This window comes from Pseudomonas putida group bacterium ESBL64, assembly GCF_045277175.1.
Classification (GTDB): Bacteria; Pseudomonadota; Gammaproteobacteria; order Pseudomonadales; family Pseudomonadaceae; genus Aquipseudomonas; species Aquipseudomonas alloputida.
The window spans coordinates 904,345-922,499 of record NZ_CP145799.1 but is presented as its reverse complement, the minus strand read 5'-3'; the positions used below and the strand labels follow the sequence as shown (position 1 = coordinate 922,499).

General features: G+C 63.1%; 15 protein-coding genes and 1 riboswitch. Of the genes, 10 read left to right on the top strand and 5 right to left on the bottom strand.

Annotated elements, in window-relative coordinates; translation table 11 throughout:
• The first annotated feature begins 7 nt into the window (after window positions 1–7).
• The 8 genes from V6093_RS04120 (at window position 8) to V6093_RS04085 (ending at window position 7,992) form a co-directional block, all read left to right on the top strand.
• Entirely contained in the window at window positions 8–1,033 is a 1,026-nt protein-coding gene (locus V6093_RS04120; protein WP_108078722.1) for an aromatic ring-hydroxylating dioxygenase subunit alpha, read from the top strand.
• 65 nt (window positions 1,034–1,098) lie between these two features.
• Entirely contained in the window at window positions 1,099–1,947 is an 849-nt protein-coding gene (locus V6093_RS04115; protein ID WP_406669709.1) for an ABC transporter ATP-binding protein, read from the top strand.
• Between the two features lie 85 nt (window positions 1,948–2,032).
• The gene (locus tag V6093_RS04110; RefSeq protein ID WP_029380638.1) at window positions 2,033–2,761 is read left to right on the top strand and encodes an ABC transporter permease; all 729 of its coding nucleotides are present in this window, start codon (window positions 2,033–2,035) and stop codon (window positions 2,759–2,761) included.
• 38 nt (window positions 2,762–2,799) lie between these two features.
• The gene (locus V6093_RS04105) at window positions 2,800–4,230 is read left to right on the top strand and encodes an amidohydrolase family protein (RefSeq protein WP_070095453.1); all 1,431 of its coding nucleotides are present in this window, start codon (window positions 2,800–2,802) and stop codon (window positions 4,228–4,230) included.
• Complete coding sequence (locus tag V6093_RS04100) at window positions 4,227–5,171, top strand: PDR/VanB family oxidoreductase (protein ID WP_406669708.1); 945 nt, start codon at window positions 4,227–4,229, stop codon at window positions 5,169–5,171. Before V6093_RS04105 ends, V6093_RS04100 begins: the two co-directional genes overlap by 4 nt.
• Before the next feature lie 188 nt (window positions 5,172–5,359).
• Window positions 5,360–5,965 (top strand): transcriptional regulator, encoded by a 606-nt coding sequence (locus tag V6093_RS04095; protein ID WP_004374393.1) that lies wholly within the window; start codon window positions 5,360–5,362, stop codon window positions 5,963–5,965.
• 93 nt (window positions 5,966–6,058) lie between these two features.
• A complete protein-coding gene (locus V6093_RS04090; protein WP_108078726.1) occupies window positions 6,059–7,048 on the top strand; it encodes a threonine/serine dehydratase in 990 nt (329 codons plus the stop codon).
• Entirely contained in the window at window positions 7,045–7,992 is a 948-nt protein-coding gene (locus V6093_RS04085) for an ornithine cyclodeaminase family protein (RefSeq protein ID WP_047602845.1), read from the top strand. The genes V6093_RS04090 and V6093_RS04085 overlap by 4 nt, the downstream gene beginning before the upstream one ends.
• Window positions 7,993–8,005: 13 nt before the next feature.
• On the opposite strand, the gene codA is transcribed toward V6093_RS04085, so the two are convergent.
• The 5 genes from codA to V6093_RS04060 form a co-directional block, all read right to left on the bottom strand.
• Window positions 8,006–9,247, bottom strand: coding sequence for a cytosine deaminase (codA, locus tag V6093_RS04080; protein WP_047602846.1), 1,242 nt, complete (start codon window positions 9,245–9,247; stop codon window positions 8,006–8,008).
• A gap of 4 nt (window positions 9,248–9,251) precedes the next feature.
• Window positions 9,252–10,469 carry a PucR family transcriptional regulator gene (locus tag V6093_RS04075; RefSeq protein ID WP_004374385.1) on the bottom strand — a complete coding sequence of 406 codons (1,218 nt, stop codon included), beginning with the start codon at window positions 10,467–10,469 and terminating at the stop codon, window positions 9,252–9,254.
• Window positions 10,466–11,731, bottom strand: coding sequence for a cytosine permease (codB, locus tag V6093_RS04070; RefSeq protein ID WP_265979208.1), 1,266 nt, complete (start codon window positions 11,729–11,731; stop codon window positions 10,466–10,468). Before codB ends, V6093_RS04075 begins: the two co-directional genes overlap by 4 nt.
• Before the next feature lie 228 nt (window positions 11,732–11,959).
• Window positions 11,960–12,625: a thiaminase II gene (tenA, locus tag V6093_RS04065; protein ID WP_047602849.1), complete on the bottom strand. Its 666-nt coding sequence runs from the start codon at window positions 12,623–12,625 to the stop codon at window positions 11,960–11,962.
• Window positions 12,622–13,269, bottom strand: a complete 648-nt coding sequence (locus V6093_RS04060) for a TenA family protein (RefSeq protein WP_004374380.1) — start codon at window positions 13,267–13,269, stop codon at window positions 12,622–12,624. The genes tenA and V6093_RS04060 overlap by 4 nt, the downstream gene beginning before the upstream one ends.
• A gap of 78 nt (window positions 13,270–13,347) precedes the next feature.
• A riboswitch (TPP riboswitch) is annotated at window positions 13,348–13,462 on the bottom strand.
• Window positions 13,463–13,703: 241 nt separating this feature from the next.
• Between V6093_RS04060 and V6093_RS04055 the strand changes: the two genes are divergently transcribed.
• Both V6093_RS04055 and V6093_RS04050 read left to right on the top strand, forming a co-directional pair.
• On the top strand, window positions 13,704–17,099 hold the full coding sequence (locus tag V6093_RS04055) for an Ig-like domain-containing protein (protein WP_265979211.1): 3,396 nt from the start codon (window positions 13,704–13,706) through the stop codon (window positions 17,097–17,099).
• 55 nt (window positions 17,100–17,154) lie between these two features.
• Window positions 17,155–18,138 (top strand): SCO family protein, encoded by a 984-nt coding sequence (locus V6093_RS04050; RefSeq protein ID WP_004576264.1) that lies wholly within the window; start codon window positions 17,155–17,157, stop codon window positions 18,136–18,138.
• The last annotated feature ends 17 nt before the right edge of the window (window positions 18,139–18,155 follow it).

Genomic DNA, 18,155 nt, shown 5'->3' with positions numbered 1-18,155 from the left:
CCTGATTATGTTGGTTACCAAACAACCTGTATTGCGCCGTTTCTGGTATGCCCTGCTACCTATGACAGCCCTCGAAGACGGCCCCAAGCCATTCACCCTGCTGGGTGAAGCGCTGGTGTTGTGGAAGCGTCCCGATGGTACCCCGGTGGCAATGCGGGACCGCTGCTGCCACCGCACCGCCAAACTGTCCAAAGGCTTCGTCAGTGCTGAGGGCAATATCGCCTGCGGGTATCACGGCTGGGAATACGACTGCACCGGCACGTGCGTGAAGATCCCGCAGAATCCCACCGGCGCTATTCCTCCGGGTGCCGCGGTGAAGGCTTATCACTGCCAGGAAAAGTACGGCTATGCCTGGGTCAGCCTGGACGACCCGCTACAACCGATCCCTGAGTTCCCGGAAGACGGCGCCCCCGGTTACCGACGCATCTTCCAGTTTTACGAAGAGTGGAAGACCAGCCCGCTGCGGGTCATGGAGAATTCCTTCGACAACTCGCACTTTTCCTTCGTGCACAAGGCCAATTTCGGCTTGTTCGACCAGCCCCAACCGGCCAGTTACGCATTTCGCGAAACCGATTATGGCTTCGAAGCCGAGACCCGCGTGCCGATCCGCAACCCCGAGGCAAGCTTCCGTATCACCGGTACCACCGAGCCAATCACCCAGCGGCACCTGCTCAACCGCTATTACCTGCCCTTCTCCCGGCGCTTTGGCTGCATGTATCCGGACAGCGGCATCCATCACATCATCTACAACTGCGCCACGCCCATCGACGACAACCGACTGATGCTCGTGCAGTGGTTGTATCGCAACGACAGCGAAGACCAATGCTCGACCCAGGAACTGATCGACTGGGACGCAGCGATCACAGCCGAAGACCGCGACATCCTGGAAGCCACCGATCCTGACGCCTGTGTCGACACCCGCCGCAGGGTGGAACTGCACATGCCATCGGACAAGCCTGGGTTGGTTATCCGTCGGCAACTACTGGGTCTGCTTGAAGCCCATGGCGAGAGCGAAGTGTTCCTCAGCCACTGACACTTGCCCAACGCCCCGGTGCGCCGGGGCATTCACCACCGCTCATGACCCCCGGGGAGAGCGCTATGTTGATGCAGACCCTATCCAAGGCCGGCGTCCAGCCGCAGGCCCTGCCGAACACCATCGGTGTGGACACTCCTTTGTTCGCCAATCAGGTGGAAAAAACCTACAGCAATGGCACCCATGCCTTGAGCCGCGTGAAACTGGCGATCGAACGCGGCGAGTTCGTCTCGCTCTTGGGCCCGTCGGGGTGTGGCAAAAGCACCCTGCTGAAAATGTTCGCCGGGCTCGAACAGCCCTCCGCCGGCCATGTGCGCTGGTGGGGCAAGGATGCCCCGGGTACGGACCACCACGCAGGCACACCGGGGCGCAGCCTGGCCATGGTGTTCCAGGAAGCCACCCTGATGCCATGGGCCAAAGTGCACGACAACGTGCGCTTGCCCCTGGACTTGGACGGCGCCCCCAAGGCCCAGAGCCAGCCCAAGGTGCAAGCCGCCCTGGAACTGGTGGGGCTGGGCAAGTTCGGCGACGTTTACCCGCGGGAACTCTCCGGCGGTATGCAGATGCGCGCCTCCATTGCCCGGGCATTAGCCACCGAACCCAATCTGCTGCTGATGGACGAACCCTTCGGCGCCCTGGACGAGTTCACCCGCAACAAGCTCGATAGCGACCTGCGCCAGCTCTGGCTCCAGCGCGACCTGACGGTGGTATTCGTGACCCACAGCATCTTCGAGGCGGTGTACCTGTCTTCGCGGGTGATCGTGATGGGCGCGCGTCCCGGTCGAGTGATCGCCGATGTAGTCATCGACGGCCCACTGGAGCGCGACGAGGCATACCGCACTTCACCGGCGTTCATCGAGCAATGCGCGCACCTGTCCCGACTCCTGGCCCAGGCCAATGGCGACCCTTCCTGAGAGCATCATCATGAGCCGACCCTCTACTCCCTGGCTACGCCACCCTTCTGTACTACGCATCGCTTCACCGCTGCTGGTTGGCGCCTTGCTGCTCGGCGTCTGGCAACTGGCATGCATCGCCTGGAAAGTCCCGGTGTACCTGGTACCGTCACCGGCTGATATCGGCCGCACCCTGGTCGCCGATGGCCCGATGCTGCTGGGGGCACTGTGGATGACCCTGAAGATCACCTTTCTGTCATTCGCCCTCGCCGTGATCATCGGCACGCTGGCGGCGTTCGTGTTCGTGCAGAGCCGCGTCGTGGAGGCCAGTCTGTTTCCCTACGCGATTCTGCTGCAGGTCACGCCGGTGGTGGCCATCGCGCCGCTGATCATCATCTGGTGCAGTGACACGACCTTGGCGTTGGTGATCTGCGCCACACTGGTGGCGATCTTCCCGATCATCGCCAACACCGTCCTGGGCCTGCGCAGCGTCAACCCTGGCCTGCTCAACCTGTTCCACCTGAACCGTGCCAGCCGCTGGCAAGTGCTGTTGCGCCTGCGCATTCCCAGCGCCTTACCGTGCTTTTTCGCTGGCCTGCGCATCGCCAGCGGCTTGGCATTGATCGGCGCGGTGGTGGCCGAGTTCGTCGCCGGTACGGGCGGCACGGGTGCGGGCCTGGCCTATCAGATCCTGCAGGCGGGATTCCAGCTCAACATCCCCCGCCTATTCGCCGCCCTGGTGTTGATCGCCCTGACCGGCGTGGCGCTGTTCAGCCTGATGGCGTTGCTGGCGCGCTTGAGCCTGCGCCACTGGCACGAAAGCGAACTGGGCTGACTTCCATGCAAAACGCCGTACTGCCTATGGAGACGAACATGAAACACAGCAACAGCTGGCTGATCCGTAACGCCAGCGCCATCCTCACTGGCCTGCGCGGCGGCGCCGCGCGCCATGTCGGGCCGGACATCCGTATCACCCAGGGGCGTATCGCCGCCCTGGGCTCGCTGCAACCGTTACCAGGTGAGCAAGTGCTCGATGCCACCGATTGCGTGGTGTATCCAGGCTGGGTGAACACCCATCACCATCTGTTCCAGTCCTTGCTCAAGGGCATTCCCGCTGGCATCGACCAGAGCCTCGGTGCCTGGTTGGGGGCCGTGCCCTATCGCTATCGCGGGCTGTTCGATGAGCACAGTTTCCGCTTGGCCGCACGGGTCGGGCTGGTGGAGCTGGCCCGTTCCGGCTGCAGCACGGTGGCCGACCATCATTACCTGTACTTGCCAGGCATGGCCTTCGACAGCGCACAGATCCTCTTCGAAGAAGCCGAGCGCCTGGGGCTGCGCTTCGTCCTTTGCCGGGGCGGCGCAACCCAGGTACGTCAGGCGGAAGGCCCCGCGACAGCCGGACCTGAGACCCTCACGCAGTACCTGGACGATGTTCAGCGCTTGGTGCAGGTCTACCATGATCCCGCCGACGATGCCTGGCGCCGTGTGGTAATGGCGCCGACCAGCCCGCCCTACTCAATGCCGCCCGAGCACCTGCGGGAGACCGCCCGCACCGCACGCCGCCTGGGCATCCGCCTGCACAGCCATTTGAGCGAAACCGTGGAGTACCAGAACGAAGTCCATGATCGCCACGGCCTCTCGCCCGTGGTGTTCTGCGCGGAGCAGGAATGGCTCGGGCCGGACGTGTGGTTCGCGCACCTGGTCAAGCTGAGCGCCGAAGAAATCCAGCTGCTGGGCGCCACCGGCACCGGCATCGCCCACTGCCCACAAAGCAATGGCCGGCTTGGCAGTGGTATCGCAGATATCGTTGCCATGGAGGCTGCAGGCATGTCGGTTTCGATCGGCGTGGATGGCGCTGCCTCCAACGAAGCCTGCGACATGATCAGCGAAACCCACGCCGCCTGGCTGATGCAAAGGGCCAAGGCCGGCGAACGCGCCATGGCCCGCCATGCCGGCGGCGATCTGGAGGGCGGTGCGCATGTCGCCAGCGTGGAGGACGTTGTGCGCTGGGGCACAGCAGGTGGCGCCCAGGTGCTGGGCCTGGACGCCATCGGCACGCTGCAGGTCGGCATGGCGGCGGACTTGGCGATCTACCGCCTCGATCAACCCCGCTACTTCGGTCTGCATGATCTGGGCATCGCGCCAGTGGTTGGCGGTGGCCGTCCGACGCTGCGGGCATTGCTGGTGGGCGGCCGCCTGAGCGTGGAAAACGATGCGCTTCCTGGCTTGGACCTGGCCGAACTGGGCAGCCAGGCACGGCAGGCTGTACTTCGCCTGCAACAGGCCGCGGGAGTACGCGCATGAGCTGGACGCCTCTGCAGGTGCGGGCCCTGCGCCTTGAAACCGACGACGTACTAGGTGTGGAACTCGCGCCGCCAGCTCCAGCTCCCCTACCCTTCGACTGGGCACCCGGCGCTCATGTGGACCTGCGCCTGGGCAATGGCGTGGTACGCCAATACTCAGTGGTCAGCCTGCCCGAGGACGGTCATGTCTACCTGGGCATCAAGCGCGAAAAAGCCTCCCGCGGCGGCTCGCAATGGCTGCACGAGCACCTGCGGCTGGGTGCCCGGGTGGAAGTGGGCCTGCCGCGCAACCTCTTTCGCCTGCAACCTGGCACAGGACAGGTCGTCTTGGTGGCCGCAGGCATAGGAATCACGCCACTGCTCGCCATGTACCGGCAATGCCAAGCGCAAGGTCGGTCGGTGCGCTTGCTGTTTTTCACCCGCGATGCCAAACAGGTGCCCTTTGTCCAGTACCTCGATGCGAATACCGAGGTTCATGGAGGCTTGCGCGCCCCGATGATCGCCGGGTACCTGGAGGAACACCTGCCGGCCTGGGACGGCAGCGCAAGCCTCTATTGCTGTGGCCCTGCAGGTTTCATGGATTGTGTTGAGCACGTCGCGCTGGCAAGCGGCTGGCCAACCACGGCGCTTCATCGCGAACATTTCCAGGCCGCAGAGCCCACCTTGCACGTCGAGCGTCACTGCACGCTGGTGCTACAGCGCAGTCGTCTCCAGGTCGAGGTGCAACCGGGCGAAAGTTTGGTACAAGCAGCATCGCGGGCGGGCGTGGAGCTACCCGTGTCATGTGGGATGGGTATCTGCGGCGCCTGTGTCAGCCGGGTCATCGAGGGGGCGCCTGATCACCGCGACGAGTACCTCAGCGATGCCCAGCGCAACAGCGGAGAATGGATAACGCCCTGCGTATCGGGCTGCCGCAGCGCCCGGTTGGTGCTGGACGTTTGACCATCGCCCGCAGCTGCCCGACGGCCAACGGCTGACGGCAGCTGCGCACGCAAAACCGCTGACGCAGTCAATGGCCGAGGCGAACGGCTCGCAGACAGGACTTGATCCTGACCCGGTAAAGCTCCGTCTTGTGCCCAGGATTCTCTAGGGCCAACATAGGCGATCTTCAATAGATCATTGGCTAATGCATGACACTGGAAAATTACCAGGCAATCGCTGAAAGCATTGCCCTGCTGCTGTACCCCCACGCGGAAGTCGTCATTCATGAGATACGCGGCCAGACAATCGTTCATATCGCCAATAATTTCTCACATCGCAAGCTCGGCGATGATTCAGCACTCGGTTCAGAACTGGGTGACCTTTTGAAGGGTACCAACCTTGGTCCCTACGAGAAGCTCAACTGGAACGGTCAGAAGGTCCGCTCGATCAGTGCTGTGCTGCACAATTCGCAAGGCGAAGCCGAGTATCTGATGTGCATCAATCTGAACGTGTCGGTGCTGGAACAGGCGCGTGTGGCATTGGATGCGTTCTTCCAGATGAGTCGGCTGGAGCCGCAACCGGATGCGTTGTTCCGCAACGATTGGCAGGAGCGCATCAACACCTTCCTGCAAGCGTGGCTGCAAGCGCATAACCTGTCGCTGCAGACCTTGAAGATGAAAGACAAGCGCAACCTCGTACTGGCCTTGCACGCCGAGGGTGCATTCGAGGGGCGCAGCGGCGCCGATTACGTTGCCAACGTCCTCAGCATGGGGCGGGCCACCGTGTACAAATACCTGAAGGAAGTCAGGGCCTAGGCGGTATTGCCTGGCTGTAGGCACACGCTCTTGCTGCTGGTGGAATATTATTCTATTGTGGACAAACTATCCATACGCCTGCAAGGACCCGTCATGCCAGCCACCCCGTCCGTTGATGCCCAGTTCCTTGATACATTGCACCAAAACATTCAGGACGCCCATGCGGCGCTCCGCCCGGCCGTCAGCATTACCCCGCTCTTGCACAGCGCTCGTTTGTCGGCACTGACCGGCTGTGAAGTGCTGCTCAAATGCGAACACCTGCAGCACACCGGTTCATTCAAGTTTCGCGGTGCCAGCAACAAGATGCGCCTGCTGCCGGCCGAGGCGCGCAAGCAGGGGGTGATAGCCGCCTCATCCGGTAACCACGGGCAGGCCCTGGCCCTGGCCGGCAAGATGGCGGGCGTGCCAGTGAAGGTCTACACCACCACGGGCGCATCGGCATACAAAACAGAGGCAATGCGCATGCTGGGCGCCGAAGTGGTCTGCCTGCCCACCGACCCGCTGAGTGCAGAGCTGGAAGCCGCCAGGCAAGCCAAGGCCCACGGCGTACCCTTCGTATCCCCCTACAACGACCTGCAAGTCATTGCCGGCCAGGGCACCATAGGCATGGAGTTGTTCGAGCAGGCGCCAGACCTGGACGCGGTGTTCGTCGCTGTGGGCGGTGGCGGGATGATTTCCGGTATCGGCGCCGCCCTGCGCGTCCTCAAGCCGGGCACTGAGATCATCGGCTGCTGGCCGGCAAATGACCCAACGCTGCAGCAATCTCTCAAGGCCGGTGAAATCATCGAATTGGATGCCTGCGAAACGCTGTCGGACGGCACGGCTGGCGGCGTCGAGCCAGGCTCGATCACCTTCCCGCTTTGCCAGGCGCTGCTCACCGATACCGTGCTGGTCAGCGAGGACGAAATCCGCTGCGCCATGCGCGACATCGCCAGCAGTGAGCGCTGGATCATCGAAGGCGCTGCAGCGGTTGCGGTCGCCGGCATGCAGAAGCTCGCCGAACGCTATCAGGGCAAGCGTGTCGCGGTGATCCTGTGTGGCCGTAACATCCTGCTGGAGAAGTTCCTCGAGGCCGTTCAATGAGGGTCTTCAGCAAGGCGCAGATCATCGCTCGCTTCAACCCCGAGCTCGCGGTCAGCCAACTGGAGGAAGGCTTCATCGCCTACTCCGAAGGCAAGGTGCAGGTGCCGCCCGTGCAGGGCTTCGCATTCAAGGGCGCGAACGGTGACTGTTGCGTGAAGTCGGCCTACATCGAAGGCAGCCCGACCTTCACCGTCAAGCTTTCGACAGGCTTCTACGACAACCCGTCCAAGGGCCTGCCGAGCAATGATGGCTTGATGCTTGTGTTGTCTGCACACACCGGTCAGCCGCTGGCACTGCTGCAGGACCAAGGCTGGCTGACTGCCATGCGCACCGCATTGGCCGGGCGTATCGCTGCCCGGCTGCTGGCGCCGGCCCATGTCAGGGCCATTGGCATCCTCGGCACCGGCATGCAGGCGCAGATGCAGCTTGAGCAGCTTCGCGCGGTGACCGATTGTCGCCAGGTGATTGTCTGGGGCCGGCATGAACGCGGGCTTGCGGCCTATACCGCATTTGCCCGCGAGCTGGGCTTCGCAGTGCACAGCACGCAGGATGCTGCCGAGGTTGCGGGCGCGGCAAACCTGATCGTCTGCACCACGCCTTCTCGCCAGGCGCTGTTGCACAGCGATTGGGTCCAGCCGGGCACGCATATCACCGCCGTCGGTGCCGATGCGCCCGGCAAGCAGGAACTGGACCCGGCACTGGTGGCAAGAGCAGACCGTATCATCGTCGACGCCATCGCCCAGTGCAGCCAGTACGGCGAAGTGGCCCATGCCCTCGGCAGTGGCCAGATCGACGCTCACCAGCTGATTGAGCTGGGTACGCTGCTGGCTGGCCGTGCCAAGGGGCGTGAGCACGACAGCCAGATTACCTTGGCGGACCTGAGCGGTGTGGCAGTGCAGGATGCACAAGTCGCAAGCTACGCCCTGGCAGCCCTGTGCACCTGAGGCGACAACAGCGTCAGCGCAAACGTTGCACCTGCGCTGGCGTGCGCTGCATCAGCACCTTGCCATTGCGTACCGATACCAACGCGTGCCCCTGGCTGCGCACCATCTCGTAATCATCCGGCGCCGACAGCAGCAACAGGTTCGCCGGCCGACCCACCTCGATGCCATAGCGCTCGCCCAGGTTCAGGGTGCGGGCGCTGTTGTCGGTAATCAGGTCCAGGCAGCGCTGCAGGTCTTCATAGCCGAGCATGTGACAGATGTGCAGGCCGGCTTCGAGAATGCGCAGGATATTGCCATTGCCCAGTGGGTACCACGGGTCGACGATGGAGTCCTGGCCGAAGCACACGTTCATGCCGGCGCGGTCGATCTCGGCCACGCGGGTCACGCCACGACGCTTCGGGTAGTTGTCGAAGCGCCCTTGCAGGTGAATGCTCTCGGTCGGGCACGACACGAAGTTGATGCCCGACAGCTTGAGCAGGCGGAACAGCTTGTAGCAATACGCATTGTCATACGAGCCCATGGCCACGGTGTGGCTGGCCGTGACCCGGGCCCCCATGCCGCGTACCCGCGCTTCTTCGGCCAACACTTCGAGGAAGCGTGATTGCGGGTCGTCGGTCTCGTCGCAGTGCACGTCCACCAGGCAGCCGGTGCGCTCGGCCAGGTCCATCAGGAACTTCACCGACGATACCCCCTGGTCGCGGGTATTTTCGAAATGCGGGATGCCGCCGACGACGTCGGCGCCAATCGCCACGGCTTCAGTCATCAGCGCCCGGCCGTTGGCGTACGACTCAATGCCCTCCTGCGGGAAGGCGACAATCTGCAGGTCGATCAGCTCACGCACTTCGTCACGCACCTCGACCATGGCCTTGAGCGCGGTGAGTTTCGGGTCGGTCACATCGACATGGGTGCGCACATGCTGGATACCGTGGTCCACCAGCATGCCGATGGTTTTTTTCGCACGGGTCTTGATGTCGTCGTGGGTGGTGATTTCCTTGCGCTCCGACCAGCGCTCGATGCCTTCGAACAACGTGCCGCTCATGTTCCACTTCGGCTCACCTGCGGTCAGCGTGGCATCTAGGTGAATGTGCGGCTCGACAAAGGGCGCGACCACCAGGTTTTGCCCGGCGTCCAGGTCATTGGCCGTAGCGGGCGCCACGACGTCGGTCTGGGGCACGATGGCGGCAATGCGCTCGCCGTTCAGTTCGACGCGGAACAGGCCAGGCTTGCCGCGCAGGCGTGCGTTGATGATGTTCATGCTGTTACTCCTTGCCGTGGGCTTCGCTCATGCGCCATACCAGCATGGCGACCGAAGCATTCATGCGAAAAAGCGGGTCGTCGAGCGACTGCCCGCTCAGTTGTTCGATGCGCTGGATGCGCTGATTGATCGTGTTGCGGTGCAGCCCCAGACGCTGTGCGGCCTTGAGCCCGTTGCCATTTTCCATGAGCAAGGCGTCGAGGGTATGCACCAAAGCATGGGCGTGTTTGCGCCCAGGGGCGATCAGCGGGCCGAGGGTGCGGCTGACGAAATCATCAACCAGCGAGCGGTCGACAATACCTTGCAGCAGGCGCAACACGCCGAGCTCGCTGAAGTTGCAATAACCGTTGGCCGGGCGCAGATGCTGCGCCACATCCAGCGCCTGGCGTGCCTCGTTGAGGGCCTGGCGGTAGTGCGCGCAATCGTCAGCGAGGCTCGACAAGCCCATGTAAAGGCCCAGTTCATCAGTCGCGGCTTGCAACTGCCGGTACAGCGCGCCCAACGTCTCGGGTAAGTCGTGTGTATCGGCCAGCAGCACCACGAACAGGTCGCCCGGCAACTGCGCCGTCACACTGCCGGGCCGCTGGCGGCACCAGGCTTCGAGCTGGTCTTCCAGGGCCTGCCGGGTGGCTTGCCAGGTACGCTCGCCGTGGGCCAGCCCTTGGCGCTCGAACAAGGCGTCCACGCCCGTCAGGCGCAACGCCAGCAGGCGCCGCGGTTTATCCAGGGCCAGTTGCAGGTGTGCTGCCCGCTGCCGGGCAATCGCCAGGCTTGGGTAGTCGCCTGTGAGCAGTTGCCCAAGGATGTCGTTACGCGAGCGGCGCGCCTGGCTCATCTGTACCAGTGCAGTGCCGATCAGGTGGGTGACCACCACCATCTTCAGTGCGTAGGGCTGTTCGATCAGCGGCAAGCCCAGCTGCTCGGCGCGCGCGACAACGGGCGCCGGGATGCTCTGGATGAAACTGCCGCCGGTGAGAATCACCATGCCGGCAATGCCCACGGCCTCGCCATCCTCCACCAGGCTCAGCAGGTTGGCTTCGCCGCGCGGGTGATTGATGCCGGTGACGAATACCAGTTCACCGCCCATCACCCATTCGGCGATACCCTCGTTCTCCGCCACGTAAGGCCAGCGTACCCGCCGCTGCAGGTTGCGCGCGCCGGCCCGCACCTGCATTTCGTGCAGACCGGGCAAATGAAGGAGCTCGTCCAGCGCCAGGCTCACGGCTCGACGCCCGCCTGGCCGGGCGCCCGGCGGCGTGCGCCCAGCTCTAGAATGACGATGTAGCACACTGCCGAGGCGGCGATGCCCACCAGCGGCGCGACCCACGGTGAGGTATAGGCCAGTACTGCGCCCACGGCATAGGCAAACAGCCCGGTGAGGTTGTAGCGTGGCAGGTATGCCGTACCCAGTGCCGGGTATTTGCCGCGGTGGCGGTACCAGAAATCAGCCATGATCACCCCACCCACCGGCGGAATGATCGACCCCAGCAGCACCAGGAACGGGATCAGCATTTCGTACATGCCACCCATCGCCAGCACAATGCCAACCCCGGCCGCCACCAGCGTTGCCGTGCGCCGGCGCTCGCTGCGCAACAAGTGGCAGGCGGCGGCCGACACGTTGTAGATGGTCGGACCCTGAATGGTCCACAGGTTCAGGCACAGCATCACCACGGCCGCGAACGACAGGCCCTGCAGCATCATCACGTCGACGATATCGGCCTGCTGATAAACCATCGCGCACCACGCCCCGGCCACCACCATCAGGCCGTTGCCAAGGAGGAATGCCACCACGCTGGCGATCACCGCTACCCGGCCACTGCGTGCCAGCCGTGTCCAGTTGGTGGCTTGGGTGGCGCCACTGGCGAAGGTGCCGAAGACCATGGTCACTGCCGCCGAAAAGGTCATGGTTTCATGTGGGACGACTGCAGCCAGGCCGGCAAAGCCACCGGCATCGCGGGTGGCGATGTACATGGACACCAACAGCAGCACGAACATCAATGGCACCGACACCCGCGACAACAGGTCCAGCCCCTTGAACCCGATGATGGCCGTAATGCTGAAACCCAGCCCGAACAGCACCATCAACGGCATGCCGAAACCATCCGCCAGCCCCAGCAGCTTGACCAGCACGATGGCCACCGTGGCCGTACCCCAGGCATACCAGCCCAGTTCGGCAAAACCCAGCAGAAAGTCCGAGAGCCGGCTCCCCGCTTCACCAAAACAGAAGCGCCCCATCAACACGGTATTCAGCCCGCTGCGTGAGGCGATGAAGGCCAGCACTGCGGCATACAAGGCAAGCAAACTGTTGCCGAGGGTCGCTACCCACAGCATGTCGACAAAACTGAATGCCATGCCCAGCTTGCCGCCGGCGAACATCGTGCCGGTAAAGAAGGTGAAGCTGAACAAGACCATCGCGATCGGCAGCAGGCCCTTGCGGGCGGACTGGGGGGCTTCGCTGAGTGGAAATTCGCTGGGTGAGCTCATTGCACGGGGCTCCGGGTGTGTAGTTGGGAGCGGAAAGAGCAATATGCGGGCCGCTTTTTCCTGCGCCGCCACCCGGAAGAAATCGGGCTGCTCGCCCAGAAATCCATATGCACTGTGCACATTAAAGCTGCGATCTGACGATCTGAAGTGTGCGGGACGACTTATTTTGAGGCGCTCATGCACCAAAGCGGGCCTGGGCTGGGTAGTAATCACCCAGCCCACGGCGGTTTACACGGTCCCGTCCAACCCCATTTGCCAGAAATCAGCCTCCAGGCTGGAGGCCTGGCCAAAAATCCCTGCCAGTTCGGCGAACCGCTGCTCGGTCATGCTGCGCGCTGCCAGTTCGTCCAGGTGCTTGCGCGCTGCTGCGGCCACCCCTTGGTAGCCCTCCCCGGCATACTCGCCAATCCACTCGCGGTAGGGGTGATTGCTCAAGTCGCCAATGCGCTCGGCCAGGGTCCGGCCGATTTCGGCATAGCCGATCACGCAAGGTGCCAGTGCCACGTGCAGCTCCAGCAGGTCGCCGGCTGCGCCGCAGTCCAGCACATAACGGGTGTATGCCACCGTGGCCTGATGCTCTGGCGCGGCCTCGATGTCTGCCTGGGTCAAGCCCCAGCGTGCGCACAGGCGCAAGTGCAGCTCGGTTTCATCCAGGATCGCCGACAGCCCGGCCTGCGCTGCACGAATGTCGGCCGGGCGGCGGCTTTTGTAGGCGGCCAGCGCCCAGGCGCGGGCGAACTGGATCAGGAACAGGTAATCCTGCACAAGGTAGGTCCGGAACGCTTCCTCGCTCAGCGTGCCCTCGCCCATCTGACGCACGAAGTCATGGTCTACGTAGCTGTTCCATTGTGGCGAGGCAGCGGCCTTGAGGCGCTCGAAGATATCCATGCTCATTTGCCCTCCGGGTACACTGCATCGAAGAAAGCCAGCTCCAGCGCCACGGTGCGCTGGTAGAAGTCACTTGCCAATGCGGCCTCCTGCGGGCCGACGCGGTCCAGTTCGGCCTGCAGGAAAGCGACGAATGCCTGGAATGCCGGGTTGTCATGCAGGGTAATCCACTCGGCATGGACGAAGTTGTCCGGCATCGGTTTCGGCGCCTTGAGCGCCCAGTCCAGGTACAGGCCTTCGGCAACGTTCAGCACCGCCAGTGCCGCTGCGTAGGAACGGGTGGCTGCCGCTTCGCGCATGATCGCCTTGAAACCTGCGGTAGGCGCGGTATCGGCCGGTTCACTGCGTTGCGCCGGGCTGACACCCAAGGCCTCGAAGGCACGCAGGAAGTAGGTGTTCTCGTCACTGCAGATCATCCCGGCAAAGCGGCCGAAGCGCAGGCGGGCTTCAAACGTGTCAGCGGTGGCGATGGCCGCGCCTAGCAGGGTCACGAAGCTGTCGAGGAAACGGTGGTCCTGAACCAGGTAGTCGACCATGATCGGGTCCGGCAGGCTGCCGTCGCACAGTCGGGTCACGAAACGGTGGCCAACGGCCGCCGACCAGGTCGGCTCGCTCTGGCGGCGCAGGGACTGGCTGAAACGTTCGGTCATGTTGCTGTCCTTGATGAGGGTGACAGCGAGACCTTGAAAGTTGGCATGGACTGGCCTCGCAGTGAGGCCGGCAAAAAGGCAGGTTACAAGCCCCATCCCTTCGCCGGCATGATCCGGATCAGGTTCGAAGGGTCACCGCGCTGTAGCGTTCAGCGGTTTCTCAGCCCATTGCCGGGCTCCCCTTGGTGAGGCTCAGGTATACCCGAGGGCGCCGCGCCTGTCACGCCCCAAACTGTGGGCAATGGTGACCCGCTAATGGGTATCTGTCCCCATTCTTGACGCGCCATCTTTTAGTGCACGCCAGACGCTGCAAGGTTTTGTATGTCAAGGCATTACTGAAAAATCTGTTGGCATAGCTGTTGCTGATGGCCATTTAACGGGCAAAACGCCATTGATGGCTTAAGGCCCTAAGGCCGCAAAAGAGGCTTAAGCCAATGAAAACACCTGCTGCGAGTCACGCGTCCAGACGCGCGTTCCATCTCTCCTCCGTCACTGCGCTGATGATCAGCCTCGGGTTGATCACGGCCATGGCAGCCCCCCTCGACGACAACAGCATGCCACCGCCGACCGACCCGTCGGCCTACACCGACCAGCCGGACGACCCGACCGCTGCCTTGCTTGAGCTGAACACCATGCCAGAGGCCAACGAAGGCTCGCTGGAGCTGACCGATGGCGCGTATGGCGACCGCAACACGGTACGCACCGACAACGTACTGCCGCCTGCCCTGCAAACGTCGGACAAGTACCCTACCAACGGCAAACCCAGCCCGTTGTTCGGTGCGCAACCTTTCACCCAGCAACTGTTGCTGTTCGAAGAATTCGGACCAGAGAAGCTCGACCCGACCACGCCGGTGCCCGATCTGACCTTCCCGGTACCGACCCTCGGCGCGGCCCCCGCCCAAGACCCCAACGTGGTGGCACGCAGCGGCCCCAGTGGCAACGCACTGGAAGCGTTCCTCAAGCAACCCGGCCTGTACCCGTTTCCGACCCAGTACGCCAACGTGCTGGACCGCAACCCATGGAAGGCGCAGATCGAGATGTTCCTCAACCGCCAGCCGGTCGGCTCGCCCGCTGAAGGCCGGCCACCAGGAAAAGGCTGGTCGCACCAGCGCTGGAACGAGTTTTACCCGCAGGCAGCGTTCAAGACCGCCCAGGCCGGTGCGCGCATCAACCTCGGCCTGCGCGACCGTAAGCAACTGCACAACTATGCCGTCGGTGAATTTGCCCCGGGCGGCCTGTACTACCAGACCTCCGACATTCCGACCACGCTGGGCACCACCAAGGGCATCGACACACGCTTCCATCCGAACATGCCGCTGCAAAACCACAAATCGCTCTGGACCTTCGACGGCACCTTCCCGCCCAAACTGCTGATGGTGCGCTACGGCCAGCCAATTCTGATGCGCCATTACAACGCCCTGCCGATTGACCCCTCGGCCAACGGTGGCTTTGGCCTGCATACCATCTCGACCCACGAGCACAACGGCCACTCGCCGGCCGAAAGCGACGGCTTTGCCAACGCGTACTTCTTCCCCGGCCAGTACTACGACTACCGCTGGCCGGTGCAGCTGGCCGGCTACGACACCATCAACACCCGTGCCCAGGACCCGCGTGCAGCTTTCCCCTGCTCGCCGGGTGAAACCTTGTTCGTCAACGATGGTTCACCGGGCCTGAAAACCTGCGAGAACGGCAGCATCAAGATTCGTGGCGACTGGCGCGAAACCATGAGTACCCACTGGTTCCACGACCACATGATGGATTTCACGGCGCAGAACGTCTACAAGGGCAACGCCGTGATGATGAACTACTACAGCGCCCTGGACCGCGGCAACGAGGCCCTGCAGGACGGTGTCAACCTGCGCTTCCCAAGCGGGTCAGCCATGCCTTGGGGGAACCGTGACTATGACGTCAACCTGGTGGTTGCCGACAAAGCCTGGGATGCCAATGGCCAGCTGTGGTTCAACCCGTTCAACACGGACGGCTTCCTCGCTGACCAGATTCTGGTCAACTGGCAGTACAAGCCCAGGCTCAAGGTGCGTGCGCGCAGTTACCGCTTCCGTCTCCTCAACGGCTCGGTGTCGCGCTACTTCAAGTTCGCCGTGGTGCGGGAGATTGCCGGTACCAGTGGTGAGTTCAAAGGCCCGTCCGGCTCCAACCTGTCGTATGCGCGGGTGCCGTTCCACATGATTGCCAACGACGGCAACATCATGGAACACGCGGTGCCATTCGACGGCACGATGGACCTCAATGGTGACGGCAACCTGCAAGACAACAACGGCGTCTTGCCGTTGCAGGCCATTGCCGAGCGCTACGACATCATCATCAACTTCGCCAAGAACGGCATCAAGGCCGGCGACAAGCTGTACTTCGTCAACCTGATGGAGCACGACTCCGGCAAAGGTCCGAAGCAAGCTATCCCGTTGGCCGACGTGCTGTCGGAAAAATACAAGGCGGTAATCAAGCAGACCAGCAAAGGCCCGCAGTGGGACAACGGCGACCCGGCTGTCGGCAAGTTTCTGCAACTGTGGGTGCAACCGTACACCGGCCAGGACCTGAGCATGGACCCGGTAGCCTATGAGCCGGCCAAGCCAGGCAAGGCTGCAGGCCTGAAAATGCTGCCCCTGCCCATTGACCGCGACGCCGCAGCCGACCAGGCCAAACTCAAGGATGCCCGCCACCGCGAGTTCATCTTTGGCCGCTCAGACGGTACGGACACCACCCCGTGGACCATCAAGACCGACGGCGGCTTTGGCTACAGCATGGACCCACGCCGTATCAGTGCCGCACCGCAACTGGCCAACCAGTCCACCGACGGTGGTTTCAGCGGCGACGGTACCTTGGAAGTGTGGAAGATCGTCAACGGCGGCAATGGCTGGAGCCACCCGGTACACGTGCATTTCGAGGAAGGCGTGATTCTTAGCCGCGACGGCAAGGCCCCGCCAGAATGGGAAAAATGGGCGCGCAAGGATGTGTACCGTATCGGGTCGGAACCTGATTCGTCCGAAGAGGTGGAAATGGCCATCCGCTTCCGCGAGTTCGCCGGCACCTACATGGAGCACTGCCACAACACCCAGCACGAGGACTCTTCGATGCTGCTGCGCTGGGACCTTGAACACCCGGGGCAGTTCCAGGTGATGCCCACCCCGCTGCCAGGATGGGATGGCGTGCGTTACATGGCCTCGGTAGGCCTGCCAACGTTCCGCACCAAAACCGATAACGACAATGACGACCCGGCCAACAAACCACCTGTCGTGGCCAATGACAGTGCCGCAACGACTGCAGGCAAGGCGATCACCCTGAACGTGCTGGCCAACGACAGCGACCCGGACGGCAACGTACCGCTCACGGTCACCGGCCTCAGCCAGCCAGACTCCGGCCAGGGAGCCGTCAGCACAGACGGCACCACCGTGACGTACACCCCACCCGCTACGGTCGCCACGCCGTTCACGGCCAGCTTCAATTACACGGCGCGTGATACCAAGGGAGCCGAGTCGGTGACCCCGGCCACGGTCAGCATCGCCGTAACCGCAGCAGCGGCGGCCGACGAGCTCAAGGTCACCAGTGCCACGGTGCAGGTACGCAGCGGCAACCGTTTCACCTGGGATGTGCAGGGCACTACCACGGTTGCCACGGGCAACAGCATCAGCGTGACTGCAGCAACCACCGGTGGTCCGGTAAGCCTGGGGAACGCGACGCTGACTGCCACGACTACGGGGGCCCGTTGGCGGGTAGCGGTGACCACCACCGGCTTTGGCCCGGCCACGCCAGCGACGGTCACGGTGAAATCGACGCTGGGCCAGACGGTGACAGCGCCAGTCACCTACAAGTGAGTGCAAAGCGGGGCCGCCATGCGGCCCCCATCAGCCACCCCACGAGGACCGCATCATGCCCAGCTCATGGCGTTTCCTGCTGGTACTCGCGTTGTTCGCCGCCAGCATTCCGTTCTGGCCGCTGCAACCCCAACGAACGGTGGCCGAAGCAGCGGCCTCTCCCTGGGGGGCCAGCTATTTCCCCAACATCCCCCTGCTCACTCAGGATGGCGAAAAAGTGCATTTCTTCGACGACCTGATCAAGGACAAGGTGGTCGCCATCAACTTCATCTTTACCGGCTGCTCCGATTCCTGCCCAGTAGAAACCGCTCGCCTGCGCCAGGTACAGAAAATCCTCGGTGACCGGGTCGGCAAAGACATCTTCCTCTACTCCATCAGCATCGACCCCTATAACGACACCCCCGCCACCCTCAAGCGCTATGCCGAAAAGTTCGGCATCGGCCCAGGCTGGACCTTGCTGACCGGCGAACCCGACGACATCGAGCAACTACGCCGCAGCCTGGGGCTGTGGATCGATGGCCTGGAAAACGGCCGCTCCAAAGACCACAACCTGAGCCTCATCATCGGCAACCAGGCCACCGGCCGCTGGATGAAAGCCTCGCCTTTCGAAAGCCCGTACATCCTTGCCGACCGCCTGGGCAACAGCCTGCACAACTGGAAGCAGGCCAGCGCCATGAGCAATGACTACGCTCAGGCTCCGCAAATTCGCTCACCCAGCAGCGGCGAGCAGATATTCCGTACCCGCTGCTCGTCCTGCCATACCGTGGGCAACACCGAGCCAGGCCAGCCAGGCATCGGCCCCGACCTGCTGGGCGTGACCCGTCAGCGTGACGCCAACTGGCTGGCCCGCTGGCTCAAGGTGCCCGACCAGATGCTGGCCGAAAAAGACCCCTTGGCCATGCTGCTGTTCGAACAATACAACCGCCTGGCCATGCCCAACATGCGCTTGGGCGATGCCGAAGTCAGTGCATTGATGAGCTACCTCGAAGAGGAAACGGCTCGCTTGCAAACACCCATGGCTAATAGGGAAATCCCCTAAAGGCTATTGGCCACCAG

Coding starts and splice junctions, on each gene's coding strand:
- V6093_RS04120 (WP_108078722.1), top strand. CDS start 8: ATGTTGGTTACCAAACAACCTGTATTGCGCCGTTTCTGGTATGCCCTG.
- V6093_RS04115 (WP_406669709.1), top strand. CDS start 1,099: ATGTTGATGCAGACCCTATCCAAGGCCGGCGTCCAGCCGCAGGCCCTG.
- V6093_RS04105 (WP_070095453.1), top strand. CDS start 2,800: ATGAAACACAGCAACAGCTGGCTGATCCGTAACGCCAGCGCCATCCTC.
- V6093_RS04100 (WP_406669708.1), top strand. CDS start 4,227: ATGAGCTGGACGCCTCTGCAGGTGCGGGCCCTGCGCCTTGAAACCGAC.
- V6093_RS04095 (WP_004374393.1), top strand. CDS start 5,360: ATGACACTGGAAAATTACCAGGCAATCGCTGAAAGCATTGCCCTGCTG.
- V6093_RS04090 (WP_108078726.1), top strand. CDS start 6,059: ATGCCAGCCACCCCGTCCGTTGATGCCCAGTTCCTTGATACATTGCAC.
- V6093_RS04085 (WP_047602845.1), top strand. CDS start 7,045: ATGAGGGTCTTCAGCAAGGCGCAGATCATCGCTCGCTTCAACCCCGAG.
- codA (WP_047602846.1), bottom strand. CDS start 9,247: ATGAACATCATCAACGCACGCCTGCGCGGCAAGCCTGGCCTGTTCCGC.
- codB (WP_265979208.1), bottom strand. CDS start 11,731: ATGAGCTCACCCAGCGAATTTCCACTCAGCGAAGCCCCCCAGTCCGCC.
- tenA (WP_047602849.1), bottom strand. CDS start 12,625: ATGAGCATGGATATCTTCGAGCGCCTCAAGGCCGCTGCCTCGCCACAA.
- V6093_RS04060 (WP_004374380.1), bottom strand. CDS start 13,269: ATGACCGAACGTTTCAGCCAGTCCCTGCGCCGCCAGAGCGAGCCGACC.
- V6093_RS04055 (WP_265979211.1), top strand. CDS start 13,704: ATGAAAACACCTGCTGCGAGTCACGCGTCCAGACGCGCGTTCCATCTC.
- V6093_RS04050 (WP_004576264.1), top strand. CDS start 17,155: ATGCCCAGCTCATGGCGTTTCCTGCTGGTACTCGCGTTGTTCGCCGCC.